At 65.4% G+C, this 23,846-nt stretch carries 28 protein-coding genes; 13 read left to right on the forward strand and 15 right to left on the reverse strand.

The window, feature by feature from the left end:
- Positions 1 to 79: 79 nt before the first annotated feature.
- Together WS46_RS30330 and WS46_RS30335 are read right to left on the reverse strand one after the other, a co-directional pair.
- The gene (locus WS46_RS30330; protein ID WP_059692990.1) at positions 80 to 994 is read right to left on the reverse strand and encodes a manganese catalase family protein; all 915 of its coding nucleotides are present in this window, start codon (positions 992 to 994) and stop codon (positions 80 to 82) included.
- Positions 995 to 1,201: 207 nt separating this feature from the next.
- The gene (locus WS46_RS30335; protein WP_179949201.1) at positions 1,202 to 1,501 is read right to left on the reverse strand and encodes a hypothetical protein; all 300 of its coding nucleotides are present in this window, start codon (positions 1,499 to 1,501) and stop codon (positions 1,202 to 1,204) included.
- A gap of 126 nt (positions 1,502 to 1,627) precedes the next feature.
- Between WS46_RS30335 and WS46_RS30340 the strand changes: the two genes are divergently transcribed.
- The 3 genes from WS46_RS30340 (at position 1,628) to WS46_RS30350 (ending at position 6,402) form a co-directional block, all read left to right on the forward strand.
- Entirely contained in the window at positions 1,628 to 3,028 is a 1,401-nt protein-coding gene (locus WS46_RS30340; protein ID WP_059692994.1) for an HlyD family secretion protein, read from the forward strand.
- A gap of 84 nt (positions 3,029 to 3,112) precedes the next feature.
- The gene (locus tag WS46_RS30345; RefSeq protein WP_059692996.1) at positions 3,113 to 4,708 is read left to right on the forward strand and encodes a DHA2 family efflux MFS transporter permease subunit; all 1,596 of its coding nucleotides are present in this window, start codon (positions 3,113 to 3,115) and stop codon (positions 4,706 to 4,708) included.
- Between the two features lie 2 nt (positions 4,709 to 4,710).
- Positions 4,711 to 6,402, forward strand: coding sequence for an efflux transporter outer membrane subunit (locus tag WS46_RS30350; protein WP_059692999.1), 1,692 nt, complete (start codon positions 4,711 to 4,713; stop codon positions 6,400 to 6,402).
- A gap of 24 nt (positions 6,403 to 6,426) precedes the next feature.
- Here the strand turns inward: WS46_RS30350 and WS46_RS30355 are convergent, their stop codons facing one another.
- From WS46_RS30355 to WS46_RS30365, 3 genes are all read right to left on the reverse strand, one after another.
- Complete coding sequence (locus WS46_RS30355; RefSeq protein ID WP_257127628.1) at positions 6,427 to 6,981, reverse strand: GNAT family N-acetyltransferase; 555 nt, start codon at positions 6,979 to 6,981, stop codon at positions 6,427 to 6,429.
- A gap of 197 nt (positions 6,982 to 7,178) precedes the next feature.
- Positions 7,179 to 7,400, reverse strand: a complete 222-nt coding sequence (locus tag WS46_RS30360) for a hypothetical protein (RefSeq protein ID WP_059536799.1) — start codon at positions 7,398 to 7,400, stop codon at positions 7,179 to 7,181.
- A gap of 65 nt (positions 7,401 to 7,465) precedes the next feature.
- Complete coding sequence (locus WS46_RS30365) at positions 7,466 to 7,729, reverse strand: HPr family phosphocarrier protein (RefSeq protein ID WP_059536796.1); 264 nt, start codon at positions 7,727 to 7,729, stop codon at positions 7,466 to 7,468.
- A 367-nt stretch (positions 7,730 to 8,096) separates the two neighbouring features.
- Between WS46_RS30365 and WS46_RS30370 the strand changes: the two genes are divergently transcribed.
- Positions 8,097 to 8,441, forward strand: coding sequence for a zinc ribbon domain-containing protein YjdM (locus tag WS46_RS30370; RefSeq protein WP_031401187.1), 345 nt, complete (start codon positions 8,097 to 8,099; stop codon positions 8,439 to 8,441).
- A gap of 46 nt (positions 8,442 to 8,487) precedes the next feature.
- Positions 8,488 to 9,324: a hypothetical protein gene (locus WS46_RS30375; protein WP_059693000.1), complete on the forward strand. Its 837-nt coding sequence runs from the start codon at positions 8,488 to 8,490 to the stop codon at positions 9,322 to 9,324.
- 35 nt (positions 9,325 to 9,359) lie between these two features.
- Here WS46_RS30375 and WS46_RS30380 read toward each other — a convergent pair whose 3' ends face one another.
- Positions 9,360 to 9,545 carry a ribbon-helix-helix protein, CopG family gene (locus WS46_RS30380; protein WP_059452402.1) on the reverse strand — a complete coding sequence of 62 codons (186 nt, stop codon included), beginning with the start codon at positions 9,543 to 9,545 and terminating at the stop codon, positions 9,360 to 9,362.
- A gap of 435 nt (positions 9,546 to 9,980) precedes the next feature.
- Here WS46_RS30380 and WS46_RS30385 point away from each other — a divergent pair, with 435 nt between their 5' ends.
- Positions 9,981 to 10,331: a hypothetical protein gene (locus WS46_RS30385; RefSeq protein ID WP_059536789.1), complete on the forward strand. Its 351-nt coding sequence runs from the start codon at positions 9,981 to 9,983 to the stop codon at positions 10,329 to 10,331.
- Complete coding sequence (locus tag WS46_RS30390) at positions 10,328 to 10,540, forward strand: DUF2909 domain-containing protein (protein WP_059511443.1); 213 nt, start codon at positions 10,328 to 10,330, stop codon at positions 10,538 to 10,540. The genes WS46_RS30385 and WS46_RS30390 overlap by 4 nt, the downstream gene beginning before the upstream one ends.
- A gap of 72 nt (positions 10,541 to 10,612) precedes the next feature.
- Here WS46_RS30390 and WS46_RS30395 read toward each other — a convergent pair whose 3' ends face one another.
- Genes WS46_RS30395 through hyfB form a run of 6 tightly spaced genes read right to left on the reverse strand, consistent with a single transcriptional unit; the run spans position 10,613 to position 17,760 of the window.
- A complete protein-coding gene (locus tag WS46_RS30395; protein ID WP_059693001.1) occupies positions 10,613 to 11,128 on the reverse strand; it encodes an NADH-quinone oxidoreductase subunit B family protein in 516 nt (171 codons plus the stop codon).
- Positions 11,128 to 12,690 (reverse strand): NADH-quinone oxidoreductase subunit C, encoded by a 1,563-nt coding sequence (locus WS46_RS30400; RefSeq protein ID WP_059693002.1) that lies wholly within the window; start codon positions 12,688 to 12,690, stop codon positions 11,128 to 11,130. The genes WS46_RS30395 and WS46_RS30400 overlap by 1 nt, the downstream gene beginning before the upstream one ends.
- A gap of 3 nt (positions 12,691 to 12,693) precedes the next feature.
- Positions 12,694 to 14,157 (reverse strand): hydrogenase 4 subunit F, encoded by a 1,464-nt coding sequence (locus WS46_RS30405; RefSeq protein WP_059693003.1) that lies wholly within the window; start codon positions 14,155 to 14,157, stop codon positions 12,694 to 12,696.
- Entirely contained in the window at positions 14,150 to 14,809 is a 660-nt protein-coding gene (locus tag WS46_RS30410) for a hypothetical protein (RefSeq protein WP_059536774.1), read from the reverse strand. The genes WS46_RS30405 and WS46_RS30410 overlap by 8 nt, the downstream gene beginning before the upstream one ends.
- Entirely contained in the window at positions 14,810 to 15,760 is a 951-nt protein-coding gene (locus tag WS46_RS30415; RefSeq protein ID WP_059536771.1) for a respiratory chain complex I subunit 1 family protein, read from the reverse strand.
- A complete protein-coding gene (gene hyfB / locus WS46_RS30420; RefSeq protein WP_059693004.1) occupies positions 15,754 to 17,760 on the reverse strand; it encodes a hydrogenase 4 subunit B in 2,007 nt (668 codons plus the stop codon). The genes WS46_RS30415 and hyfB overlap by 7 nt, the downstream gene beginning before the upstream one ends.
- 245 nt (positions 17,761 to 18,005) lie before the next feature.
- Here hyfB and WS46_RS30425 point away from each other — a divergent pair, with 245 nt between their 5' ends.
- Positions 18,006 to 18,773 carry a YoaK family protein gene (locus tag WS46_RS30425; protein ID WP_059693006.1) on the forward strand — a complete coding sequence of 256 codons (768 nt, stop codon included), beginning with the start codon at positions 18,006 to 18,008 and terminating at the stop codon, positions 18,771 to 18,773.
- A gap of 108 nt (positions 18,774 to 18,881) precedes the next feature.
- Positions 18,882 to 19,079 (forward strand): ribbon-helix-helix protein, CopG family, encoded by a 198-nt coding sequence (locus WS46_RS30430; protein ID WP_059536760.1) that lies wholly within the window; start codon positions 18,882 to 18,884, stop codon positions 19,077 to 19,079.
- 13 nt (positions 19,080 to 19,092) lie between these two features.
- On the opposite strand, the gene WS46_RS30435 is transcribed toward WS46_RS30430, so the two are convergent.
- Positions 19,093 to 19,929: a hypothetical protein gene (locus tag WS46_RS30435; protein ID WP_059693009.1), complete on the reverse strand. Its 837-nt coding sequence runs from the start codon at positions 19,927 to 19,929 to the stop codon at positions 19,093 to 19,095.
- Complete coding sequence (locus WS46_RS30440; protein WP_082725424.1) at positions 19,919 to 20,257, reverse strand: alkylphosphonate utilization protein; 339 nt, start codon at positions 20,255 to 20,257, stop codon at positions 19,919 to 19,921. The genes WS46_RS30435 and WS46_RS30440 overlap by 11 nt, the downstream gene beginning before the upstream one ends.
- Positions 20,258 to 20,463: 206 nt before the next feature.
- On the opposite strand from WS46_RS30440, the gene WS46_RS34755 reads away from it, so the two are divergent.
- The 4 genes from WS46_RS34755 to WS46_RS30450 all read left to right on the forward strand — a co-directional run bounded on the left by WS46_RS34755 (position 20,464) and on the right by WS46_RS30450 (position 22,634).
- On the forward strand, positions 20,464 to 20,910 hold the full coding sequence (locus WS46_RS34755; RefSeq protein WP_059700850.1) for a hypothetical protein: 447 nt from the start codon (positions 20,464 to 20,466) through the stop codon (positions 20,908 to 20,910).
- 320 nt (positions 20,911 to 21,230) lie between these two features.
- On the forward strand, positions 21,231 to 21,452 hold the full coding sequence (locus WS46_RS30445) for a hypothetical protein (RefSeq protein WP_059693189.1): 222 nt from the start codon (positions 21,231 to 21,233) through the stop codon (positions 21,450 to 21,452).
- 183 nt (positions 21,453 to 21,635) lie between these two features.
- Positions 21,636 to 22,115 (forward strand): hypothetical protein, encoded by a 480-nt coding sequence (locus WS46_RS36635; RefSeq protein ID WP_257130081.1) that lies wholly within the window; start codon positions 21,636 to 21,638, stop codon positions 22,113 to 22,115.
- Positions 22,116 to 22,211: 96 nt separating this feature from the next.
- Positions 22,212 to 22,634, forward strand: coding sequence for an amino acid-binding protein (locus WS46_RS30450; protein ID WP_059536754.1), 423 nt, complete (start codon positions 22,212 to 22,214; stop codon positions 22,632 to 22,634).
- A gap of 608 nt (positions 22,635 to 23,242) precedes the next feature.
- On the opposite strand, the gene WS46_RS30455 is transcribed toward WS46_RS30450, so the two are convergent.
- Positions 23,243 to 23,806, reverse strand: a complete 564-nt coding sequence (locus WS46_RS30455) for an Hsp20/alpha crystallin family protein (protein ID WP_059693011.1) — start codon at positions 23,804 to 23,806, stop codon at positions 23,243 to 23,245.
- Positions 23,807 to 23,846 lie beyond the last annotated feature (40 nt).

The raw sequence follows: 23,846 nt of genomic DNA on the forward strand, positions 1-23,846 counted from the left end.
TGCCCGCGCCGCGTCGCCGCATCCTGGCGGATGCGACGCGGGCGACCCGATGCGCACGCCGCGAACATGCGGGTGCTGCTCAGCGTTTCGGCGGCGCGGCGTTACCCGGCGACGCCGCCGCCGTGCTGTCGCGCGGTGCACCTGCGCCGAGATCGGCTCCCGTTACGGGATCGCAGCGCGGGTCGGACGCGAGTCGCCGCGTCATCGCTTCGAGCGCCTGCGACTGCTGCGGCTCGACCGCGCCCTTCGCGGCGCCGTCGCCGCCGTCGACCGCCGGCTCGCCGCGCCGAAACGCGAGCGAGTCGCCGCGATTCCACGGGCCCGGCACCGGCTCGCCATCCTGCATCCGGAAGTACACGCGGTCGTACGGGGGCTTCGGCGGCAGCTTGCCCGGCGGGAAATTGCCGGTGATCGCGTACAGCGCCTTCTCGAACGACACCTGGTGCGAGACCTCGCGCGTCATCAGAAAACCCAGTGCGTCGCGGATGCCCGGATCGTCGGTCACGTTGATGAGCCGCTCGTAGATGATCTTCGCGCGCGCTTCGGCCGCGATGTTCGAGCGCAGGTCGGCCGTCGGTTCGCCGATCGTGTCGATGTATGCGGCCGACCAGGGCACGCCGCCCGAATTGGTCAGCGGCGCGCCTGCGCCGTACAGCACCTGCGTGACGTGACTGTCGTTACCCGCGCCGTGCAGCTTGCGGTAGAGCTCGGCCTGTTCGTCGACGGCTTCGGCGAGCTCGCCCTTCGCGCCCCGGTTCAGCATCGCGGCCATCGAGCCGATGACTTCGAGATGGCTCAGTTCCTCGGTCGCGATGTCGAGCAGCATGTCCTTGCGGCCGGGATCCTCTTCGGTGATCGCCTGCGTGAAATAGCGCATCGCGGCGGCGAGTTCGCCCTGCGGACCGCCGAACTGTTCCAGCAGCAGGTTGGCGAGCCCCGGATTCGGCGCACCGACGCGCACCGTGTACTGAAGCCGTGTGTTGTGAATGAACATGAAACCTCCGTGTCGGGAAATGAACGGCAACTGCGACGGAGGCCGAGCACGGGGCGCGCCCGTGACGGTGCGGCGAAGCGAGACCGACGTGCCGCGCGGAGCGTGGCCCGATGCTCGCGGGCGCGTGGCGACATCGCTGCCGCGCATCGGTCGTGTCGGGCGTCGTGTCGGGCGCGACGCATGCGCCCGCGATTTTTCAACGCGTTGTCATTTCTGCCGCGGCGGCTCGGCATGGACGATGCCCGGCTGGCGCGTGTCGCGGCGTGCGCGCGTGCGGGGTGCCGGCGCGTCGGGCAACTGCGCCGGCCGGCGCTCATCGGGCGCTTGAGGCTTGCCTTCGGCAGGATCGCGCGCGCTGCGTGGTGGCGGCGTGTCCGTGCCGTGTCGCTTGCCCTCCGGGCCGGGCGTGCTGTCGCCGCGGTCCTGTCCGTGCGAATCGGTGTCGAGCGAAGATGATCGCTTCATCGGGGCGCCTGTCGTGGTGATCGGATCGCGATTGCCGCGCATCGCTCGTGCCGGCGGCATCCGGCATCCGGCAGGCGGCGCGCGTGCCGGGTGCGCCGCTTGCTTGCCCGGACGCTTGAGGCCGGCGCGTGCAATACCGCACGCGGCCGCCGCCCGGAGCGATATTTCATGCCCGATGCGACCCTGTTCCCGTTGCCCGTCGATGAGCGATTGCGCGTCGCGTTCCGGCGCACGTTCGCGCCGGAACGACACGGCAGTCGGACGGGGCTGGCGCGGTTGTCGATGCAATGCTCGCCCTCGGCCGCGACGTGGGCCACGGAGGGCGTGTCGACCGCGTTTGCACCTCCGACCGTCTACCGCGCGGGCGACGGCAATGCCGACGCCGGCAACGGCGGCAGCGCCGGGCAGCATCGCCATGACGAGCGAGACACCGATGCACCGGGCGGCGGCGGAGGCGACGGCCATCCGCACGACGATCGCGGCGGCCGCACCGGCGGCGATGGCGACGGCGACAACGGCGAAGGCGCGCGCAAGCGGCCCGGCAGGAAACCGCTGATCATCCTCGGCGCGGTGCTGTTCGTGCTGGTGATCGCGGGGATCGTGTGGTGGCTCGCGACGCGCGACCAGGAAAGCACCGACGACGCGTACACCGACGGCAACGCGGTGGCCATTGCACCGCATGTGTCCGGCTACGTGACACGGCTCGCGGTCGACGACAACACGTTCGTGCATCGCGGCGACGTGCTCGTCGAGATCGATCCGCGCGACTACCGCGCGCAAGTCGATGCGGCACGCGCGCAGCTCGGACTGGCACAGGCCCAGCTCGACGCGGCGCGCGTGCAGCTCGACATCGCGCATGTGCAGTTTCCGGCGCAGTACCGGCAGGCCCGCGCGCAGATCGAATCGGCGGAAGCCGCGTACCGTCAGGCGCTCGCCGCGCAGGAACGGCAGCGCGCGGTCGATGCGCGTGCGACGTCGCAGCAGGCGATCGACGCGGCTGACGCCAAGCGTGCGAGCGCCGATGCGAACGTGGCGATGGCCCAGGCGCAGGCACGTACCGCGAGCCTCGTGCCGCAGCAGATCCGGCAGGCCGAAACGGCCGTCGAGGAGCGCCGCCAGCAAGTGCTCCAGGCGCGTGCGCAACTCGATACGGCCGATCTGAATCTGTCGTACTGCGAACTGCGTGCGTCGTCCGACGGGTGGATCACGCGCAGGAACGTGCAACTGGGCTCATACCTGCAGGCGGGTGCGTCGATCTTCTCGATCGTCACGCCGCGTGTCTGGGTCACCGCGAACTTCAAGGAGTCGCAACTGGAGCGGATGCGTATCGGCGATCGCGTCGACGTGTCGGTCGACGCGTATCCCGATCTCGATCTGCACGGCCACGTCGACAGCATCCAGCTCGGCAGCGGCGCGCATTTCTCCGCATTCCCGGCCGAGAATGCGACCGGCAACTTCGTGAAGATCGTGCAGCGCGTGCCCGTGAAGATCGTGCTCGACGGTCCGCTGCCGCGCAATCCGCCGCTCGGTCTCGGCTTGTCGGCCGAACCGACCGTGCACCTGAAATGACCGGCCGCCGCGCGATGGCCACCATCACCGGAGCGATCCGATGCACGACATCCATACGCCCGCCTCGTCACGCGGGGCCCGCCGATGAACCGGCCGCCCGACCGGCCGGCATCGTCCGGCGGCGGCGCCTGGCGGCCGGCCGCGAACCCGTGGGTCGTCGCGATCGTCGTCACGCTCGCCGCGTTCATGGAAGTGCTCGACACGACGATCGTGAACGTCGCGCTGCCGCATATCGCGGGCACGATGTCCGCGAGCTACGACGAGGCGACCTGGACGCTCACGTCATATCTCGTCGCGAACGGCATCGTGCTGCCGATTTCGGGCTTCTTCGGGCGCCTGCTCGGCCGCAAGCGCTACTTCGTGCTGTGCATCGCCGCGTTCACGGTGTGCTCGTTCCTGTGCGGCGTCGCGACCAATCTCGGCGAACTGATCGTGTTCCGCGTGCTGCAGGGGCTGTTCGGCGGCGGGCTGCAGCCGAACCAGCAATCGATCATCCTCGACACGTTTCCTCCCGAACAGCGCAACCGCGCGTTCTCGATCTCGGCGATCGCGATCGTCGTCGCGCCGGTGCTCGGGCCGACGCTCGGCGGCTGGATCACCGATCATTTCTCGTGGCGTTGGGTGTTCCTGCTCAACGTGCCGATCGGCGCGCTGACCGTGCTCGCGGTGATGCAGCTCGTCGAGGATCCGCCGTGGCGGCGTGGCGCCGAGCGCGGGATTTCCGTCGACTACATCGGCATCGGGCTGATCGCAATCGGGCTCGGCTGCCTGCAGGTCATGCTCGATCGCGGCGAGGACGACGACTGGTTCGGCTCGAACTTCATCCGCATCTTCGCGGCGCTGTCCGCGCTCGGGTTGATCGGCGCGACGATGTGGCTGCTGCGCGCGAGGAAACCGGTGGTCGACCTGTCGTGCCTGCGCGACCGCAACTTCGCACTCGGCTGCGTGACGATCGCGACGTTCGCGGCCGTGCTGTACGGCAGCGCGGTGATCGTGCCGCAACTCGCGCAGCAGCACCTCGGCTATACGGCGACGCTCGCGGGCCTCGTGCTGTCGCCCGGCGCGCTGCTGATCACGATGGAAATCCCGATCGTGAGCCGCCTGATGCCGCACGTGCAGACGCGCTATCTGGTCGGCTTCGGTTTCGTGCTGCTGTCGGGCGCGCTGATCTATTCACGGATGCTGGTGCCGGACATCGACTACAGGCACCTGGTGATGATCCGCTGTGCGCAGTCGCTGGCGATCGGCTTCCTGTTCGTGCCGATCACGACGCTCGCGTATCTGACCGTGCCGCAGCGGCTCAACGACGACGCGTCCGCCCTGTTCACGATGTTCCGCAACGTCGCGGGGTCCATCGGCATTTCGGTGTCGACCGCGCTGATCCGGGAGCGCACGCAGGCGCGCTTGGCGCACCTGTCCACGCATATGTCGCCGCTGTCGCAGAACTTTCAGGAGTCGCTGCAAGATCATGCCCGCACGATCGGCGCGCTGTCGGGCGCGCCGCCGCCGGCCGCGCTCCAGACCGCCACCGGCCGGCTGTACGAGACGTTCATCTCGCAGGCGACGATCCTCGCGTATATCGACGTGTTCGCGATCCTCGCGGTGTTCTGCGCGTTCAGCATTCCGTTGACGTTCCTGTTCTCGCCGGTGAAGGCCGCACGCGGCGCGGGAGGGCATTGAGGATGACGAATCATCGACAGCGCGGTCGCCGCCGACATTCGCCGCGAGCGCGTGGTATCGCGGCGGTGCTCGCGGCCTGCGCGGCACTCGCGGGCTGCACCGTCGGGCCGGACTTCAAGCCGCCACATGCGGAGGTGCCGGCGAACTGGCACGACCTGAAGGCGTCGGCATCGGCCGCTTCGGGCGCATCGGCGGCTTCGACGCCCGGCGCATCCGCGCCGTCGTCGCCGCTGACCAGCGCCGATCCCGACCCACGTTGGTGGCGTGCGTTCGGCGACCCGCTGCTCGACCGGCTGGTCGAGCGCGCCGCGTATGACAACCTCGGCGTGCAGGCCGCCGTGCTGCGCATCGCGCAGGCGCGGGCGCAGGTGCGCGCGGCGGCTGCGCAGGGCTTGCCCAACGTGCGCGCGAGCGCGAGCTACCAGCGCGAGCAGTTGGGCCTGAAGGGCATCATCGAGGAACAGGGCATCGACCAGCGCGTCGACCGCCTCGGTGCGCCGGGTTCGCCGCTCGACCGGTACGGCCCGGGCACCGGCGCGAGCGTGCAGCAGGGCGCACGGGGCGCGATCGATGCCCTCGAGGCGCCGGTCAATCTGTGGCAGGCCGGATTCGACGCATCGTGGGAACTCGACCTGTTCGGGCGCGTGCGCCGCTCGGTCGAATCGGCCGACGCGCAGGCAAGCGCCGCTGTCGCGAGCCGCGACGACGCGTTGCTGTCGCTCGAGGCCGAAGTCGCGCAGACCTATCTGCAACTGCGCGGCGCCGAAGCGCAGCGCGCGCTGGCCGACGACCTCCAACGCGCGCAGCGCGACCTGCTCGACCTCACGCGCGAGCAGGCCGCGCACGGCCTTGCGAGCGATCTGGACGTACGCAGCGCCGACGCGCGGCTCGCACAGATCCGCGCGCAACTGCCGCAGTTCGACCAGCAGATCGCGCTGCTGCGCAATGGTCTCGCGTATCTGGTCGGGGGGCCGCCGGGTGCGCTAGACGACTGGCTCGACGTGCCGCGCGCATTGCCGGGCGTGCCGCCCGCCGTGCCGGTCGGCCTGCCGTCGACGCTCGCGCGCCGGCGGCCCGACATCCGCCGCGCGGAGGCCGACCTGCATGCGGCGACTGCGGACGTCGGCGTCGCCGTCGCGCAGTTCTATCCGGACATCTCCCTGACGGGGCAGGTCGGCCTGCGTGCGTCGCACGTTCGCGAACTCGCGCACTGGTCCCATCTGTTTTATGCGTTCGGGCCGGCCGTGTCGCTGCCGATTTTTGCGGGCGGGCAACTGGTGTCGAATCTGCGGCTGTCGCAGGCGCGGCAAGCCGAAGCGGCGCTTGCGTACCGGCAGGCGGTGCTCGTCGCACTGCGCGACGTCGACAACGCGCTGGCCGTGTATCGCACCGACCAGACGCGCGCAGCCGCGCTCGACGATGCGGAGAAGGCCGAACGGAGCGCGCTGGAACTCGCGCGCGATCGTTACCGGAAGGGGTTGTCGCCGTTTCTCGACGTGCTCGACGCCGAGCGGCAATGGTCGGAGGGGCGGCAGCAGGCGGTGCAGGGCGCGTTGCAGACGACGACCGATCTGGTCGCGCTCTACAAGGCGCTGGGCGGTGGATGGCAGACGGCCGGCCCGGCGCCGGAAGCGGCTACGCTCGGGGCGACATCGCGGCCGGCGCAGACGGCCCACGCACCTTGGTCGCGATGAAGCGGCCGCTGCGCGACATCGCGCTTACCGGCACGCACGCGAAAACAGCAGCGAATCGGCGTCGTTGAAGCGAATCCGCACAGGATCGGCATACCCGGCCTTCTGCGCGACGCGGATCGACGCGACGTTGGTCGGCGCGATCAGGCACACGCTGCGCTCGAACCGGTGCTGCGCATCGAGCCAGCCGAGCGCATGCGACAACGCCTCGGTCGCGTAGCCCTTGCCGTGCGCCCAGCTCGCGAGCGCCCAGCCGGCTTCCGGCACGCCGCGAATCGACGGCTCGACCGCGCGATGGAAGTCGGCGAAACCGAGGTCGCCGACGTAGCGGCCCGACGTCTTCTCGCGGATCGCCCAGTAGCCGTAGCCGAGCAGCGGCCACAGCCCGCGATACGCGAGCAGCCGCATCCACGAATCGCGCGGCGCCGACGGCTTGCCGTTGAAGATGTGTGCGACGACGGTCGGCTCGGTCCACATCGCGGCGAGCGCGTCGAAGTCGCCGAGCGGGTGGCCTTCGAGAATCAGGCGGGGGGTGTCGAGAACCGGCGGGGACGTGACGGGCGGCAGGGCGCTGAGTGTCATCGGGCGTTCCATGAGGAAAGGAAGGCAGCGCGGTGCGTCGCGCTTGGGCCCCGTACGATACCGCGGAAACCGCGGCGCGGCCGCAAATCCCCGTGTGTGGCGGGGAATGCGATCGCATCGTCCGGCTTGCCGTCGTCCGATGATTGCGGCACGGGCTGGCGGCCGCATGGCGGCATCGCGCCCGTGCCGGGCGGTTTTTACTTGCGGCTTTTCAGGAAGCTGCGCCCGTGCGCGGTGATCGACGCACCGGATCGGCCGTTCGCGGCATGGCTGACGAAGCCCGCGCCGACGAGTTCCTGTTCGACCGACCAGCCAAGCGCCGGCGCATCGCGGCCGTAGCGCACATCGGCGAGGCGCTCGAGCGCCCAGATCGCGGAGGCCGACAGGTTGGGGGTGTTGGACGTGACGTTGTCGTTCATCGCTTCCTCGGAGAGTGGTGATTCAGGGTGAACGGCACGAGGCCGTGGGATCGGGCGACGCAGCGTCAGCCCGCCTGCAGCAACGGCAGCAGCGCCTGGAGCGCGGCGTCCTCGTCGGGGCCGGTGGCGAGCACCTGCGCGGACGTGCCGCCATGCATCTGTAGCGCCGCGATGGCCGTCGCGTCCTTCGCGCTGCCGCTGAGCCCGTTGGCGAGCAACAGGATGTCGCTTTCGAAGCGGTGTGCCGCCGCGACGATCGCGTCACGCGCCGCGATCGCACGGTTGCGGTTCCAGGCGGGGCCGATTTCAACGTAGACGACGGTTGCCACGATGCGGATCAGCCTTGGGGAAAGTTGCCGGAACGCCGTGCAACGGCCGGCCGGCGGCACGGCGGGACCGCGCTGAGCGCGGTTTCCCGACGGGGCGCCGGGTGTTGTACACCAGGCATCGGTGCATCATTCATCTCGAACATGTCGACATCCTCAGCGAAACCGCCATCAAGTCCGGCGAACGATCGAAAGTTGACGATTATAATACGGCAACGTGTTTATGTGTATTGCATTATAATGTCGTGTGCGCGACGTGCTGCCCGGTCGATTTGTCGACGGGGCCGTACGGCGCGCGGTCCGGCCACGCGCTTGCGTGTCCGGTATTTTTTTATCGATTGACCTGAAATCCCACCGAATGGAAGCTGCAATGAACGCCGCCCCCGCCTGCCCGCAATGCGCGATGGAAAACACCTACCCGGATGGCACGCTGACCGTGTGCGCGGACTGCGGCCACGAATGGTCGGCCGGCGCCGGCGCCGAAGCGGGCGACGAACCGGCGGGCGACGTCGTCAAGGACGCGAATGGCAACGTGCTGTCGGACGGCGATTCGGTCGTGCTGATCAAGGACTTGCGCGTGAAGGGTTCGTCGATCACGCTGAAGATGGGCACCAAGGTGAAGAGCATCCGTCTCGTCGGCGGCGATCACGAAGTCGATTGCAAGACCGACATGGGCGGCTTCATGCTGAAGGCCTGCTACCTGAAGAAGGTATGACCGCACGCGGTACGAGCGACTTTCCGATCAACCGGGCCTGTCGAGCATGAGCGAGGATCGAATTTCCTATGACGCGTTCCTGCAGTTCCTGGCGGCGCCGTTGAACGACGGCCGTCCGTTCGTGCTCGAGACGAAGCACGCGGTGTCGCTGCACTTCGACCACTTCGGCACGCAGAGCTTCATGTCGCTGAAGGATCCGGTGAGGCTCGAACTCGGCTATACGCGCGTGATGATGGGTTTCCTGCTGCTGCAGCCGGCGCCCGCGCGTATCTGCATGATCGGGCTCGGCGGTGGATCGCTGGCGAAGTACTGCTATCGGCACTTGCCCGACACGGCGATCGACGCGGTCGAGATCAATCCGGACGTGATCGCGCTGCGCGACGTGTTCAGGATTCCAGAAGACGACGCGCGCTTCGCGGTGATCTGCGCGGACGGCGCCGACTACGTCGAAAGGCCGGACGTCCAGGCGGACGTGATCCTGCACGACGCATTCGTCGCCGACGGCATGCCGGGCCGCTGCACGGGCACCGCGTTTCTCGATGCGTGCCGTGCGCGGCTGAGCGAAACGGGCGTGCTCGCGATCAACTTCATGGACGACGATCCGGCGTTGCCGCGGCATCTCGAGCAACTGCGCGCGGTGTTCGACGATTCGTGTGCGCTGGTGCCGTGCGGCGACGACAACAACTTCATTGCGTTCGCGTGGAAGAACGGCAACCCGCTGCCGTCGCTGCGCATCCTGCTCGAGCGCGCGCTGGGATTCGGCTCGGCGGGCGCGCTCAAGCTGTCGTCCACCGCTCGGCGCATGAAGGCGGGGGAGCGCATCGATCCCGCGCGGCTCGTGTGGCGCGCGCGCGAACATTCACGATGGGAAATCTGCGCCTGACGGCGCCGCAGGTTTGACCGCGCCTACTTCATCCCTTACTTCACTCGCTTGCCGAGCGCGCTCTTGGTCTTGTACGTGACGCCGTGTTTGTCGAGATACTCGCGGATCAACTGACGCACGACTTGCGACGGTGTGAGGTCCTGCTCGGCGCAGAGCATTTCGAATGCTTCTTTCTTGGCGGGATCGATCAGGACGGTCAGGCGGGCGGTTTTCGTTTCCATCGGGATGGCAGGGGTGGTCGATATGTTAATCAAATTATAATCCATCCGCTTTCGGCGCCATGTCCGGATGTGTCATGCCGGGTCGTGCACCGGTTCAACGTCGGTGTACGAGCCATGTGGACAGGTCGTCGAGTTCGGTTACGATGCCGGCCGCCGGTGCGAGGCGGCCGCGCCGGCCGCACGCCCGGAAGCCTCGAATTGCTCGAATCATATGGCAAAGATGATAACGAGATTATCATACGCTGTTGGTCGTATTGGGCTTTAAGTACAATATCGACCGGGGCTGCCGGCTCCGGCTTGCCCGAGCGGCTCGGTCGTCCGCGCGGCCGATGATCCGGCTGCTACCGTTTCCACGCGGCGTGCGTGCACCGTTACCGCGGCGCTGCCCGGTCGTCACTTCGCCTTTACTGCACAGCCCACTTCGCTATTCGCCTCATGACCCCGATCAAGTTCGTTCTCCGCTACACGGCGATTCCTTTCGCAGCCATCGTGGCCGTCGTGATGTGGGCGGTCGTGCCGTCGTCGAAAGAGGTCGACGCACGCCAATATGCGGCGCTGTCGCGCGGATACGCGAGCTTTCCGCTACCGTTTCGACATGAAATCGCGGAAGCGATGGAGCAGGGCCGTATCAGCGACCGGCGTTACCAGACGCTCGTACGCGATTCGCTGGGTAATGGCGTGGCGCTGGACTGGCCGGCGTCGGGTGTTGCCGACGTCGCTGCCGAGCGGCAAAGACTGGCAGCACTGCTGAAGGCCGATTCCGGCCTGGAGGAACATCAACAATGAAGATTGCGCTGGTTTCGGTGGCTTTCGTGATGATTATCGGAAGCCTGGTTTTCGCGCTGTATTTCATGAATCACGACCGGGGCGGCAGCAAGCGGATGGCGTGGTCGCTCGCGGCGCGCGTCGGGCTGTCGATCACGCTGTTCCTGTCGCTGCTGATCGCATACCGGCTCGGGTGGATCGAGCCGACCGGGCTGCCAATCGGGCGGTGATGCGGGGCATTCGCCCTCGCCGCCGCAGCGCACGAGCTATTGCCGACTGAAGGATCGCCACTGGCATCCGTTTCAGTCTCCGCGCGATCGGCAGGCCGTCAAAATGCCGCGCAGCAGATCGATCGGCGGCGGCGGACATCCAGAAATCGTCACATCGACGGGCAGCACCGACGAAACGGGGCCGCACACCGCATAGCTGTCGGCAAAGATGCCGCCCGTGCACGCGCACTCGCCGGCTGCGACGACCAGCTTCGGCGCCGGCGTCGCCTCGTACGCGGCAAGCACGGCTGCCTTCATGTTCAGCGTGACGGGGCCGGTCACGAGCAGCAGGTCCGCATGGCGCGGGCTGGCGACGAATTTGATCCCGAGCCCTTCGATGTTGTAGTACGGGTTGTTCAGCGCATGGATCTCCAGTTCGCAGCCGTTGCACGAACCCGCGTCGATCTGCCGGATGCACAACGCGCGGCCGAGGAGGTCGAGAATGTCCTGACGAATCTGCTGCGCCTCGTGTCGCCAGGCGGCTTCGGCGGTCGGCACGGGCTCGTCGGGAAATTCAGTGCGCGCGAATTGACGGATGAGTTGCCACATCAGAGATCGTGCCCCGCGTAGTTCAGGTTGAACGATTTATTGATCAACGGGAAATCGGGAACGATGTTGCCGATGATCGCGTGCTCGAGCGCCGGCCAGTTCTGCCAGGACGGATCGTGGCAATGGCAGCGCGCGATGGCATCGCCCGACGCCGTCTCGAGCGCGACGAACACGTCGCCGCGCCAACCCTCCACCCAGCCGATTCCCCTGGATGGCGCCGCCGCGGGCGTGACGGTGGCGGCGATCGGCCCGTCCGGGAGAATCGCCAGCAGTTCGCCCATCAGGCGCAACGATTCGTCGATTTCGGCAAACCGCACGGCGACCCGCGCGGCCACGTCGCCGCGCGGGTCGCTTGCCGCCTTGACGGCCAGGTTGCCGTAAGGGGCCGGTCGCAGGTTCGCGCGCACGTCGAATGTCTCGCCGCTGGCGCGGGCGGCCATGCCGCGCACGCCGAAATGTGCGACGACGTCGGCATTCAGTCGGCCGGTGCCGAGAAACCGGTCCTGCAGCCCGGACTGGTCCTCGTAGATCTTCCGCATCACGTGTACTTCGCGTGCGATGCGTTCGCATTGTTCGGTGAGCGCCGCCGCGTCCTCGGGATAAATGTCGACGGCCAGCCCGCCCGGCACGATTCGATCCATCAGGTATCGATGCCCGAAGATCCCGTCGTTGGTCCGTACCCAGTTCTCCTTGAGCCGCGAGAACTGCGCGAGACCGAACGCGAATCCGGCGTCGTTGCCGAGCGCGCCGAGGTCGCCGAGGTGATTGGCGATGCGCTCGCGTTCGAGCAGGAGGGCGCGCAGAACCAGCGCACGCGCCGGCACGGCTGTGCCGCACGCCTGCTCGAGTGCCATGCAGTAGGCCCACGAGAACGCAACGGTCGAATCGCCGGCGACCCGGCCCGCAACGCGATGGCCGTTCGACGCGGCCGTCCGTTCGAACAACCGTTCGACGCCGCGATGCACATAGCCGAGCCGCTCCTCGAGCCGCAGCACTTTTTCGCCGACGACCGAAAACTGGAAATGGCCCGGCTCGATGATGCCGGCGTGAATCGGCCCGACCGCGATTTCGTGCACGCCGTCGCCGGCAACCTGCACGAACGGATAATCCGCTTCGTTCGATTCGAACCGCTCGATTCCGGTCGCCCGCTTCTGCAGCGGAAAGTAGTCGCCGGGCCAGTTGCCGTGATTGAGCCACGGGCGCGTGTCGCGCGCATCGCGCTCGCGCAGCCCGGTCAGGTCGAAAATCGCGCGCTGCATGCGCGTTGCGGCGGGAAACACGCCCGTCAGATCGGGATAGTCGCCGTCGGCACGCGGTTCCGGCCCGGTCGCGAGACGCACCCACATGACGCCGTCGTCGCATTCGTAAGCCGCGTTGACCGAAAATACGCGCTCGGGCGTTTCGCCGCCCCACATCGCGACGAGGCGGCTTCGCTCCATCCGCGCGGTATGCGCGATGTCGAGCCATCGCGCTTCGTCGACGTCAACCACGGTAGCCGGAACCTGGCCTGCTTCGTGCCCGAGGCGAGTCGAGCCGTCCGCCTGAATCAAGTCGAGTCGCATCGCTTATCCCGCCAGCATCGTTGCAGCCTGGCGATACCACATCGCCAGATAAGGCGGCACGTACAGACCCAGCATCAGGCCGAGCCCCAGATGCACGAACACCGGCAGCAGCGCCGGCCGGTGTTCGAGCGGCGTCGCCGTCGTCGTTTCGCCGAACACCATCCGCTGCACGCGCGCGAAGATCGCCGCGAACGCGACGGCGAGCCCGAGCAGCAGCAACGGCGCGGTCCACGGGAGCGCGTTCATCGCCGTCGTCAGGATCAGGAATTCGCTCGCGAACACGCCGAACGGCGGCAGCCCGAGAATGGCAAGTGCGCCAAGCATCAATGCCCAGCCGACCGTCGGGCTGACCTGCAGCAGCCCGCGAATGCCGTCGATCGCCTGCGTGCCGGCCTTCTGCGCGGCATGACCGACGGCGAAGAAGATCGCCGACTTGACGAGGGAATGGACCGTCATGTGCAGCAACCCGGCGAACGTCGCGATCGGTCCGCCGAGCCCGAACGCGAACGTCATCAGGCCCATATGCTCGATCGACGAGTACGAGAACAGGCGCTTCACGTCCTTCTGCCGGAACAGCGAGAACGACGCGATCAGGACCGACACGAGCCCGAACCCGACCAGCAATCGCCCAGGCAGGCCGTTGCCGAGCGCGCCGTCGGCCAGCACCTTGCAGCGCAGCACCGCATACAGCGCGACGTTCAGCAGCAGGCCGGACAGCACCGCCGAAATCGGCGTCGGACCTTCGGCGTGCGCGTCCGGCAGCCAGCTATGCATCGGCACGAGGCCGACCTTGGTACCGTAGCCGACCAGCAGAAACACGAAGGCGATCGACACGATCGTCGGATCGAGCTGCGTCCTGATCGCGGCCAGGCTCGTCCACAACAGCGCGTCGCCGTCGGTCAGTTGCCGGCTCGCGGCAAGATACAGCAGGATCGTGCCGAACAGCGCCTGGGCGATGCCGACGCCGCACAGGATGAAGTATTTCCATGCGGCTTCGAGGCTCGCGGCGGTGCGGTAGACGCTGACGAGCAACACGGTGGCGAGCGTTGCGGCTTCCATCGCGACCCACAGCACGCCGACGTTGTCGGTCAGCAGCGCGAGCAGCATCGCGAACATGAAGAGCTGATACATGCTGTGATAGAGCCGCATGCGTGCGGCGGTCATCCGGCCGCGGGCTTCCTCGATCTGCATGTAGGGCCGGGAAAACAGCGATGTCGTCCAGCCGACGAACGCCGTGAGTGCCACGAGATAGACGTTGAGCGGATCGACGAAAAACGCGCGTCCGAATGCGAACGACGGGCCGTGCTCGACGGTGCGCGCGGCAAGCACCACCGTTGCCGCGAACGTCAGGAAGCTGAAGCCGACGTTCAGCTGGCGCGCGACCCGGCTCGGCCGCACGCAGGCGAGGCACGCCGCTCCCGCGAGCGGCAGGCCGAGCACGGCGAGCACGACGTGGGCGTCATTCATCTTTGAGTTTCTCGAGGTGATGGATGTCCAGGCTGTCGAACTGCTCGCGAATCTGGAACATGAAGACGCCCAGGATCAGGATCCCGATCAGCACGTCGAGCCCGATGCCGAGCTCGACGATCATCGGCATGCCGTTGGTCGCGGCCGCCGCCGCGAAGAACAACCCGTTTTCCATCGACAGAAAGCCGATCACCTGCGGAATGGCCTTTGCGCGCGTGATCATCGCCATGAACGACAGCAGCACGCATGCGAGCGCAATGCCGAGCGTGCCGCGTGCGACCGATGTCGCGAGCTGGCTGATCGGCGCCGCGACATTGAACGCAACGATGACGAGCACGATGCCGATCAGCAGCGTGGTCGGGATATTGATGAGCGGCTCGACGTCGGTCTTGACGTCGAGCCTGCGAACGAGCCGATACAGGAACCACGGAATCACGCCGACCTTCAGCACGAGCGTCAGCGCGGCGGACACGTACAGGTGCACGTCGTCCGTGACGAAGCCGAGGATCAGGTTCGCCGACACGAGCGCGACACCCTGCAGCGTATAGAGATGGATCAGGGACAGGATCCTGCGCTGGCTCAGCATCGCGAACGACAGCATCAGCAGCACGGCCGCGAGGAAATTGATCAGTTGTGTCGCGTAGGCGTGCATTCATGCTCCCAGCAGCAGATGGACGAGCATGCCGATCACGGCCAGCAGGAAGGCGGTCGCCAGGAATTCCGGTACCCGGAAGATGCGCATCTTCGCGTTGGCCGTTTCGACCACGGCGAGCGTCACGCCGCCTGCCGCCAGTTTGACGAAGAGCACCGGCACGGCCAGCAGCAGCGCAACCGGATCGCCCGCGTTCGCGATGCCCCAGGGCACGAACAACGCGAGACCGATGCACGAATACGCGAACAGCTTGAGGCTTGCCGCCCACTCCATCAAGGCAAGGTGCCGTCCCGAATATTCGAGGATCAGCGCCTCGTGGATCATCGTGAGTTCGAGGTGAGTGGTCGGATTGTCGACCGGCAGCCGCGCATTTTCGGCCAGCGCGACCAGCGTGAACGCGATGCCGGCGAACGCCAGGCTCGGATAGATCGTGAGCTCGCCGCGGCCGAGTGTCGCGACGATGCTCGTCAGCAGCGTCGACTGCGTAATCAGCGAGGCAGACAGGAGCACCATCAGCAGTGCCGGCTCCGCGAGGAAGCCGATCAGCATTTCGCGGCGGGCGCCGAGCGTGCCGAACGCCGTGCCGACGTCCATCGCCGCAAGCGACAGTGTGACGCGCGCGAGCGCAAACAGGCCGACGAGCGCGATTGCATCGGCGGCGGGCGACAGCGGCAACTCGGTCGACAGGGTTGGCACGATCGCGCACGCGAGCGTCATGGCGGCCCATACGACATAGGGCGCGCCGCGGAACACGGGGCTTGCGCCGTGCGCGATGACCGATTCCTTGTTGAACAGCTTGTGGAGCATCCGGTACGGTTGCCAGATAGACGGCGCACGTCGGTTTTGAAGCCAGGCGCGGCATTGGTTGACCCAGCCCGTGAGCAATGGCGCGGCCGCGATCGCTATCACGATTTCGAGAGTCTGCGAGATGACGCCGGACAGGGTTACCATCGTCTCACCAGCATCAGAAGCACAATCAGCACGACGAAACTGTATGTCAGGTAAACCGCGATCTTGCCCGTCTGCAGCCGGCCCGCCCAGTCGGCGATGCGTTGCGTCAGTGCCGCGATGCGCAAGTAGAGTGCGGACCAGGTGCGATCGGTCACCGACACTCGATAGGCCGGCTGTGCGTCGAATGGCGACGGCAATTGCCGCTCGATGTGCAGCAGCGGTGCGAAGATTTCGCGGATCGGCTGCCCGAATCCTTCCGCCGTATCCTGCATTCGCGCTGTCGTGAACGGAAAGCCGCAGCCCCACGGCGCCGCGCGTCGCAGCCGGCCGTGATAAAAGCGCCGCACCAGCACCCACGCGAGTCCGCAGCATGCGATGAAGAACAGCATGAAAGCCGCCGGCATGTAGCTCGCGCGAGCGGCCGATATGGGCGCGAACAACAGCCAGCCGTGATTGTCCGCGCCGACGCCGGCGCCGACCAGCGTGTGCGTGACGCGATCCAGCAGCTTGACGAACTGCGCCGGCATCAGCCCGAGCAGCACGCTGGCGATCGCGAACCAGCAGAACGCGAGCCGTTCCCACATGTTCGCGTCGCGGGCGCGGTTCAGCTTCGCTTCTCTCGGTTGCCCGAGGAACACGATACCGAAGAACTTGACCATCGTGTAGCCGGCCAGCGCGGCCGACATGGCGATCAGCGCGGCGGCGATCGGCACGGTCATGGCGAGCACCGAATCCGGCAAGCCTGGCGCGAACAGGAAACTCTGCAGCAACAGCCATTCGGCCGCGAAGCCGCTGAGCGGCGGCAAGCCCGCGCTCGCCGCGACACCCGCGAGCACCGCCCATGCGGTCCAGGGCATGAAGCGAATCAGCCCGCCGAGCTTGCCGAGGTTGCGCTCGCCGGTGGCGTGGAGCACGGCGCCCGTGCCCAGGAACAGCAAGCTCTTGAATGCCGCGTGCGCGACGATTTGATAGAGCATCGCGGTCAGCGCGAGCGCGGACAGGCTCGTCATCCCGTATGCGCGAAACAGCACGGCAAGACCGAGCGCGACGATCATCAGGCCGACGTTGTCGATCGACGAATAGGCCAGCAGGCGTTTCATGTCGGTCTGGATGGTGCTGAACACCACGCCCAGCAGCGCGGTGCTGATGCCAAGCACGAGCAGCAGCACGCCCCACCATGCGATCTGTACGTGCAACAGGTCGAACAGGGTGCGCAGCAGGCCGTACAGACCCACTTTCAACACGAATCCGCTGAGGAGCGCCGAGACGGGTGACGGTGCCGCGGGATGGGCCTCCGGCAGCCACACATGCAGCGGGAAGATGCCGGCCTTCGCGCCGAACCCGACGAGCGCGAACAGGAAGGCGAACGATGCGGAGAAGGTATCCAGCGACTGCGCGCGCAGGTTGGCGAACGTGTAGTCGCCGGTGCGGGCCTGCAGAATGCCGAAGCAGAGCAGCAGCGCGAGCGCGCCGACGTGCGAGATCAGGAAATACAGATATCCCGCACGGCGGATCTCGCCGATCCGGTGATTGGTCATCACGAGAAACGTCGCGGACAGCGTCAGCGTCTCCCAGGCGACCATGAACACGTATGCGTCGTCCGCGATCAACACCAGTGCGATGCTTGCGACGCAGACGTGGTATTCGAAGCAGATCAACCCGGGCGCGGATCCTTCGCCCTTGCGGAAATAGCCGGCTGAAAAGGCGCCGATCCCCGTGCTGACGAGGCACAGCACGAACAGGAAATAGCCGGACAAGCGGTCGAGACGCAGATGAAAGGGCAGACCGGGAAGCCCGATCGGCAGCACGGCGGTAGACGGTTCGGCAAAGATGCCGGCGAGGCCTGCCGCGGCGGCGAACAGTCCGACCAACGCGCCGAGCGGAAAGAGGCCGTGGGCCACGAGCCGCGTGCGACGCAGCGCCCCGAGCCCCAGCGTGCCGACCGCGAGCCACGCGGCCACGGCCAGCAGGACGAAGTGGACGACCGGCACGGGTGCCATCCGGAATGTCTCCAGTACGCTCGGGTTGGACGAGGTGGTTGGAATGGCCGCTTCTCCCGCGACGTATTCCTGCCCGCATTATGACACCGAAAGGCCAATCCGGATAACAAGGTATGATAATGTCGTTATCATTAAAGTCTCATGAATCCTCGGATGGAGCGGGCGCACGTGGCGGTTTGTCGCGGCGTTCCGGGTTCCGCCCAGGGCGTCGTTGTCCCCGATCCGGGCGAATGAGGGAAGATCCTATGCCAGCGCAGTACTTCCGAGGCCTGACGGGAAAACACCGTAGCGCGACCGCGAACCGCCAGCTCGGGTTCTCGCTTGCCTTTGTTGCCGGAGCAACCAATGCCGGCGGTTTCCTCGCGGTCAAGCAATACACGTCCCACATGAGCGGGATCGTGTCGGCGATTGCGGATCAGACGGCGCTCGGCGACATCCGGCTCGTGCTGGCCGGAGTGGGTTCGCTCGCGTCGTTTCTGGTGGGCGCCGGCTGCTCGGCGATGCTCGTCAACTGGGGGCGCCGCCGCGGCCTTCAGAGTCAGTATGTGCTGCCGTTGCTGGTCGAAGCCGCGCTGCTGCTCCTGTTCGGGCTGCTCGGCAGCCACCTCGCGCTGTGGGAAGCGTTCTTCATGCCGGTCACGGTCATCTTGCTTTGCTTCATCATGGGGCTGCAAAACGCGATGATCACAAAGCTGTCGGGAGCGGAAATCCGCACGACGCACATGACGGGCATCGTGACGGACCTCGGCATCGAACTCGGCAAACTCTTTTACTGGAACCGCTCGAATGCAGACGTGCACGCGCAGGCGGTGATCGCGAACCGCGCGAAGCTCAGGATTCACGGAACGATGCTGGCGTCGTTCTTCGTCGGGGGGCTGGCCGGTGCAATCGGCTTCAAGCATGTCGGCTACGTGTCGACCGTGCCGCTTGCCGCGGTGCTCGTCACGCTGGCGATCGTGCCCGTTGTCGACGACGTGCTTGAATATCTCTATCGGCTCGACCGCAGGCCGTGAGCGGGGCGCCGAGCGGATCAACGCGTGTGTGACGAATGTTTTCCGGTGCTGGCGGCAAGGGCCGGTGCATTATAATTGGATTAGCATATTCGCCGACTCTGTCCTGTAATGGAAACGAAAACCGCACGCTTGACCATCCTGATCGATCCCGCCAAGAAAGAAGCGTTCGACATGCTCTGCGCGGAGCAGGACCTCACACCGTCGCAAGTCGTGCGGCAGTTGATTCGCGAGTATCTCGAGGAACACGGCGTGAGCTACAAGACGAAAAGCACGCTCGGCAAGCGGGTGAAGCGAAGCGCGGGCTGAGTTCGCAAGCCGGCTAGACGTCGATTTCCCAGTGTGCATGCCCCTGCGCATGCCAGATCAACCGCTTTGGATCGAGGCGTTCTCCTTCCTTCACGCGCCGAGCGGTTGACGACAGCTTGAGTTCGCCGGCAAACGCGAACGAGCGCGCGCGTTCGAACAGCACTCGCCTCGATGGCAAACGAAGCGGCCCTTTCCAGGCGAAAGCGACGTAATTGCTGTCGTCGTCGCAGCGGACAACCGCATACGAAGGGCCGAACACGCAGCCCAGGCGCGCGATGTGAGCGGGCAGCGACGGGTCGTCGTCCGCCAGATTGATCGCGAGCACTCCGGAATCGCTCAATCGCTCGCGACAGGCGGTAAAGAACGCGATATCCGCACACCGGCTCGGCATGCCTTCCGCGACGAAGGCATCCAGCAGGATCACGTCGGTGTGGACATCCTCCCGCGTCACGTACTCCGCGCCATCTGCACAAATCACCTTGAATCGAGTGTCGTCCGCAGGAATCCTGAACACGTCGCGTAGCGCGATGACTTCCGGATTGATTTCGACCGCGTCGATGGTCACGCCGGGCAGATGCCGATAGCAGTACTTTGCCAAGGAGCCGCCACCGAGCCCGATCATGCACATATGTCCGGCGGCCGGGTGCAGCAGCAAGCATCCCATCATGGTTCGCGTATAGCCGAGCGCCAGTTCGTCGGGCGTGCGCAGCGACATGAAGCTTTGGGTGGCCTGGTGATCGAAGTGCAGTGAGATCGCGTGCTGCGTCTCCAGTACGTACGGTCGCCCGTCATTCAGCGGGGTCGACAGAAATTCGACGAACGCATCGTAGGATGTTCGGTCATGCTCCATGCTCGATCGATCCGGGTAGGCAAGTTGTTGGGGGCGCGTGCAGCGAACGGCAACGACAAGCGGGTTCGCCGTTGTGATCGCCGCCGACGAGACGGATGCTCTTGACCTCGGGGCCCATCTTCAACGCGATCGACGAACCCTTCACGCACAAGTCCTCGATCAGCACGACGGAATCGCCGTCCGACAGGACGGTGCCGTACACATCCTTGACCACCCGCTCGACCGATTCGTCAGTCGATTTGATGCCGGCGCCGGCCGCCCATTCGTGACTGCAGTCCACGCATACGGTCAGCGCGCCATCCGGGGCAGCGTTCATTGCGACTTTCATTTGTCGGATCCGGGAGAGGCAGAGGAAAACGGGCGTGCACTTTCATCACCGAGGTTGCCATCGTGCCGTCGGCCCGCGGGTGCGTCCAGCTCAAGGTTTGATGTGCACCGCATTATAATGCGATACACATTTGTTTATTGCTGTCTTATAATCGCTACTTGCCGCCGATCGCCGGAGTTGCGGGCGGATTAGCGGAGGTAGTCGACATGTTCGATCTGGATGGGGTGCTACTGCTGCCCGATCGGCGGCCCGTATTCCTGCCGGAGGTCGCGGGAAGCCGAGGGCTTATCGTTGTGGGTGTCGGACGCGGTGGCGAGCGCGGCTTCCAGATGGTCCACCGCTTCCATGATGCGGCCGAACGGCTCGCGGCTGCCGGTATCCATCTGGCCTTCGTTTATCCGAGGGAATCGGCTCGGCATGTGATGGATCCGATCTCGGTGGCCAGTGCGCGGTTCCGGCACCACCCGCGTCTGCTTCTCGATGCAGATGGCTGCTGTTTTGCGCAGGGTGTGCCTCCTCGATTGCTCAATGCCGTGTATCTGAGCAGCGAGATGAAGCGTCTCGCCGGTTTCGAGATCGACGTGCGCAATGCTGCATGGGAGACCGAGTTCCAGGCGTTTCTGATGGCCTGCCAGGTCGCCCCGTCCCACTGAATACCAGGATCTGGCTCACGGCACGCGCGAGGAACATGGCAACCGTCGTCCATTTCGAAATGGGTCCCGCATGGAGCCGGGACGATGTGAACTCCGTCCGTGATGTGCTCGTGGACACGGCGCGCCGCGGCATGTCCGCACAAGTTCTTCCTGTATTTGCAAGCGACTTCGTCTCGCTGGGCTTTGAAGTCCGTGAGATGTCCTCCGTACACATCGAGGTCGGTGTCAGATGCGACTGGACACGCCTGAGTGCGTGTCTTGCCACATTTGAGCTCGAGACATGCAGCACCCTTGACCATGATCAAATCTTTGGAGACGCCATGAGCGACAAGGAAACTTCGACGGTTCAAACTATCTCGGCCTCCGCGATCTGGGCGCTCGAGCGCCTTGCCGATATTCGTTATGGTCGCGATACGCCCGCGCTTGGCTGGTCCATTACCCGAGAACTCATTGGCGCTGGATTCGTGCGCTATCCGACGAACGGTCGAGGAAGCGTTTCGATTACGGCAGCCGGGCAGACTTTCCTGAAAAATCGGAAATAGTGCTTGTCGACGTCGCTCGGGAATCGCACGGTCGCGTTGATTCAAACATCCAGGCGGAGTCGTTCATGTTGTGCGTGGTTGTGTCTGATATGGAAAGCGCCAACGTGGCAGTGCGCGGCTGCGGATTGCTGTCGCGCGCGAAGATGAAGAACGTATCGCTGCGGACATGACAAAAGGCTGAACGTGCTTTCCTTCCTGCGGTCCCTTTTTGTTCGGCGCAAATTTCGTCGGCTTCCGGTGGTTCGTTTTCAATCCAGACCGATCGATCTGGGCATCGACGGTGCCCTGCATCCGGGCTGGGAAGTCGCGATCCTGGAGGCGTCCGGCGGTACCGTCGGCGCGGCGACATACAGTCTGGCGCCACGGACCGATCGGGTCTACGTTCATCGGCTGGAAATTCTCGCGTCAATGAGACGCCGCGGCTATGGTCTTGCCTTCCTGTCGTATTTGCATCGAACGTACCAGTTGCCTATCACCGCCATCGACGATCTACCGGAAGTCCGACCGTTCTGGCGCGCGGCGAGAACCTTTCAATCCGGAACATTGCGGGTAACGGCCGGGCAATCATCCGATGAGTTCCGCGACGAACTGCTTCAATGGCGGCATCGGCAGGCGGTCTTGCTCGCGTTGTGCCCCCAATCAAAAAAATCATCGGATTCCTAGACAAACGCGCATGCCGACCCTCGCGTAAGCGGCCTTGCTCGCCGGTCATGCGCGACATAGATTGTCTTCATCGAGGTCCGATTTTCTGGAGGGGCCATGGAACTGTTCGTCGAACGCGTTGACGTTTGGGCGGCCACCATCGAGGACAAGCCGGGCGGTCTTGCGCACGTTTTGAACGCGTTGCGGGATGCTGGCGCGGATTTGCAATTCGTTGTAGCCCGGCGCGCACCGGAAGCACCAGGCAAAGGGGTCGTATTTGTCGCGCCGCTGCAGGGCGACAAGGAGATCCGCGCTGCCACGCAGGCGGGATTCAATGCCACTTCGGGCCTTCACTCCATTCGTGTGATGGGACTGGACCAAGCGGGGATCATCGCGGAGCTGACCCAGAAACTGTCGGACGGCGGGATCAATCTCCGCGGCGTATCCGCTGCCGTGCTGGGCTCGCAGTTCATCGCTTATCTCGCGCTCGACTCGCTGGCCGACGCCGAGCGGGCGATGGATATCTTGCAAAGGGCTTGACTAGCCGTTGTCTCCCGCTGCCTTTGCGTGTCTTCGCGCTTCGTCGTGCCATATGCGGCAAGTACAGTGCGAGGGCAGGAGGGATTGAATAGCTCGACGGTAATCATTCGCGGTTGAGTTTTGAATGAAAGTCGACGCATTGTGATAAGAATACTTATCCTGTCCTATTTATCCAGCATCGCCCATTGCCCCCGCTTGTCGCTTTCGTTCGCTGGTCACCGCAGGCCGGATCTTGCGGCCGTGATTCTCCGTGACGTTGCCCGTTGGCATATGACACCCCCTGAATAGCCTTGCGCCCAACGCGATCCCGGCAATGCGGGCGCGGCCGCACCATACGTCGCCTCGGCAGCGGCCATCGCGTTTCGCTGGCGATCAGAAGCAATTTGTTACAAAGAGCTGTTTTCACGCCCTCTTGAAGCGCGCGATGGGCGCCTCTATTTCGCAATCCGCCAGACATTGGCTCCGCTGCACTGCGGCGTTCCACGCGCCCCGGTACCCGCAGCCGGATTCCCTTATTGGTGATCCTTTAATCGCTCGGGAGATGGAAATGCAGATTCGTCCTCTCCACGATCGGGCGCTCGTCGATGGGGACTTTTTGCATAGTTTCCCTAACAGATATCGATCGTGCGACTCACGGTCTGCGTCGGCTCCGACTTTGGCACGGTCAACGTAAGTACACCGTTATCGAACTTTGCCAACGTGCGATCGGGGGCGGCGTATTCCGGCATCGGGATCGTGCGCACGAAGCTTCCATGGGCGCGCTCCAGCCGGTAACAGCCATTTTCCTCGCTGCGTACGTCCTGCTTTTTCTCTCCGCGCAGCACGATTGCCCCGTCCTCGATGCTCACTTTCAGATCTTCGCGCTTCATTCCGGGCAGTTCGGCGGTCACGCGCAGCACCGGTCCTTCATCGACGACGTCGATGCGCGGCTGGAAGCGTGATGAACTGAAGTCGCCGAACCATCGCTCGAGCGCGCCACGGCCTGCGAACGGGTCATGAAAGAACTCCTCCACCGTACGCCACGGCTCACGTGAGAACAATCGCGGCATGTCGGGCCACGCGGCCCGCCACTGTCCGCTCGTCGGCGGATTTTCCGGGCCTTCTCCGTCGGACTTGCGGGCAGTTCCGCGAAGGAACTTGAAGGGGTTCCATTTTTTCAGATCGGTATTCATGGCGTCCTCCGATTCAGCTTCAATCCGTTTCGAGCGTGGC

Origin of the sequence: Burkholderia sp. RF4-BP95 (genome assembly GCF_001521985.1) — a bacterium.
Taxonomy (GTDB): domain Bacteria; phylum Pseudomonadota; class Gammaproteobacteria; order Burkholderiales; family Burkholderiaceae; genus Burkholderia; species Burkholderia diffusa.

What these genes read in the sequence shown, in the direction of transcription:
- WS46_RS30330 (WP_059692990.1), bottom strand. Translation starts at nt 994, where the DNA reads ATGTTCATTCACAACACACGGCTTCAGTACACGGTGCGCGTCGGTGCG.
- WS46_RS30335 (WP_179949201.1), bottom strand. Translation starts at nt 1,501, where the DNA reads ATGCGCGGCAATCGCGATCCGATCACCACGACAGGCGCCCCGATGAAG.
- WS46_RS30340 (WP_059692994.1), top strand. Translation starts at nt 1,628, where the DNA reads ATGCCCGATGCGACCCTGTTCCCGTTGCCCGTCGATGAGCGATTGCGC.
- WS46_RS30345 (WP_059692996.1), top strand. Translation starts at nt 3,113, where the DNA reads ATGAACCGGCCGCCCGACCGGCCGGCATCGTCCGGCGGCGGCGCCTGG.
- WS46_RS30350 (WP_059692999.1), top strand. Translation starts at nt 4,711, where the DNA reads ATGACGAATCATCGACAGCGCGGTCGCCGCCGACATTCGCCGCGAGCG.
- WS46_RS30355 (WP_257127628.1), bottom strand. Translation starts at nt 6,981, where the DNA reads ATGACACTCAGCGCCCTGCCGCCCGTCACGTCCCCGCCGGTTCTCGAC.
- WS46_RS30360 (WP_059536799.1), bottom strand. Translation starts at nt 7,400, where the DNA reads ATGAACGACAACGTCACGTCCAACACCCCCAACCTGTCGGCCTCCGCG.
- WS46_RS30370 (WP_031401187.1), top strand. Translation starts at nt 8,097, where the DNA reads ATGAACGCCGCCCCCGCCTGCCCGCAATGCGCGATGGAAAACACCTAC.
- WS46_RS30375 (WP_059693000.1), top strand. Translation starts at nt 8,488, where the DNA reads ATGAGCGAGGATCGAATTTCCTATGACGCGTTCCTGCAGTTCCTGGCG.
- WS46_RS30380 (WP_059452402.1), bottom strand. Translation starts at nt 9,545, where the DNA reads ATGGAAACGAAAACCGCCCGCCTGACCGTCCTGATCGATCCCGCCAAG.
- WS46_RS30385 (WP_059536789.1), top strand. Translation starts at nt 9,981, where the DNA reads ATGACCCCGATCAAGTTCGTTCTCCGCTACACGGCGATTCCTTTCGCA.
- WS46_RS30390 (WP_059511443.1), top strand. Translation starts at nt 10,328, where the DNA reads ATGAAGATTGCGCTGGTTTCGGTGGCTTTCGTGATGATTATCGGAAGC.
- WS46_RS30395 (WP_059693001.1), bottom strand. Translation starts at nt 11,128, where the DNA reads ATGTGGCAACTCATCCGTCAATTCGCGCGCACTGAATTTCCCGACGAG.
- WS46_RS30400 (WP_059693002.1), bottom strand. Translation starts at nt 12,690, where the DNA reads ATGCGACTCGACTTGATTCAGGCGGACGGCTCGACTCGCCTCGGGCAC.
- WS46_RS30405 (WP_059693003.1), bottom strand. Translation starts at nt 14,157, where the DNA reads ATGAATGACGCCCACGTCGTGCTCGCCGTGCTCGGCCTGCCGCTCGCG.
- WS46_RS30410 (WP_059536774.1), bottom strand. Translation starts at nt 14,809, where the DNA reads ATGCACGCCTACGCGACACAACTGATCAATTTCCTCGCGGCCGTGCTG.
- WS46_RS30415 (WP_059536771.1), bottom strand. Translation starts at nt 15,760, where the DNA reads ATGGTAACCCTGTCCGGCGTCATCTCGCAGACTCTCGAAATCGTGATA.
- hyfB (WP_059693004.1), bottom strand. Translation starts at nt 17,760, where the DNA reads ATGGCACCCGTGCCGGTCGTCCACTTCGTCCTGCTGGCCGTGGCCGCG.
- WS46_RS30425 (WP_059693006.1), top strand. Translation starts at nt 18,006, where the DNA reads ATGCCAGCGCAGTACTTCCGAGGCCTGACGGGAAAACACCGTAGCGCG.
- WS46_RS30430 (WP_059536760.1), top strand. Translation starts at nt 18,882, where the DNA reads ATGGAAACGAAAACCGCACGCTTGACCATCCTGATCGATCCCGCCAAG.
- WS46_RS30435 (WP_059693009.1), bottom strand. Translation starts at nt 19,929, where the DNA reads ATGGAGCATGACCGAACATCCTACGATGCGTTCGTCGAATTTCTGTCG.
- WS46_RS30440 (WP_082725424.1), bottom strand. Translation starts at nt 20,257, where the DNA reads ATGAAAGTCGCAATGAACGCTGCCCCGGATGGCGCGCTGACCGTATGC.
- WS46_RS34755 (WP_059700850.1), top strand. Translation starts at nt 20,464, where the DNA reads ATGTTCGATCTGGATGGGGTGCTACTGCTGCCCGATCGGCGGCCCGTA.
- WS46_RS30445 (WP_059693189.1), top strand. Translation starts at nt 21,231, where the DNA reads ATGAGCGACAAGGAAACTTCGACGGTTCAAACTATCTCGGCCTCCGCG.
- WS46_RS30450 (WP_059536754.1), top strand. Translation starts at nt 22,212, where the DNA reads ATGGAACTGTTCGTCGAACGCGTTGACGTTTGGGCGGCCACCATCGAG.
- WS46_RS30455 (WP_059693011.1), bottom strand. Translation starts at nt 23,806, where the DNA reads ATGAATACCGATCTGAAAAAATGGAACCCCTTCAAGTTCCTTCGCGGA.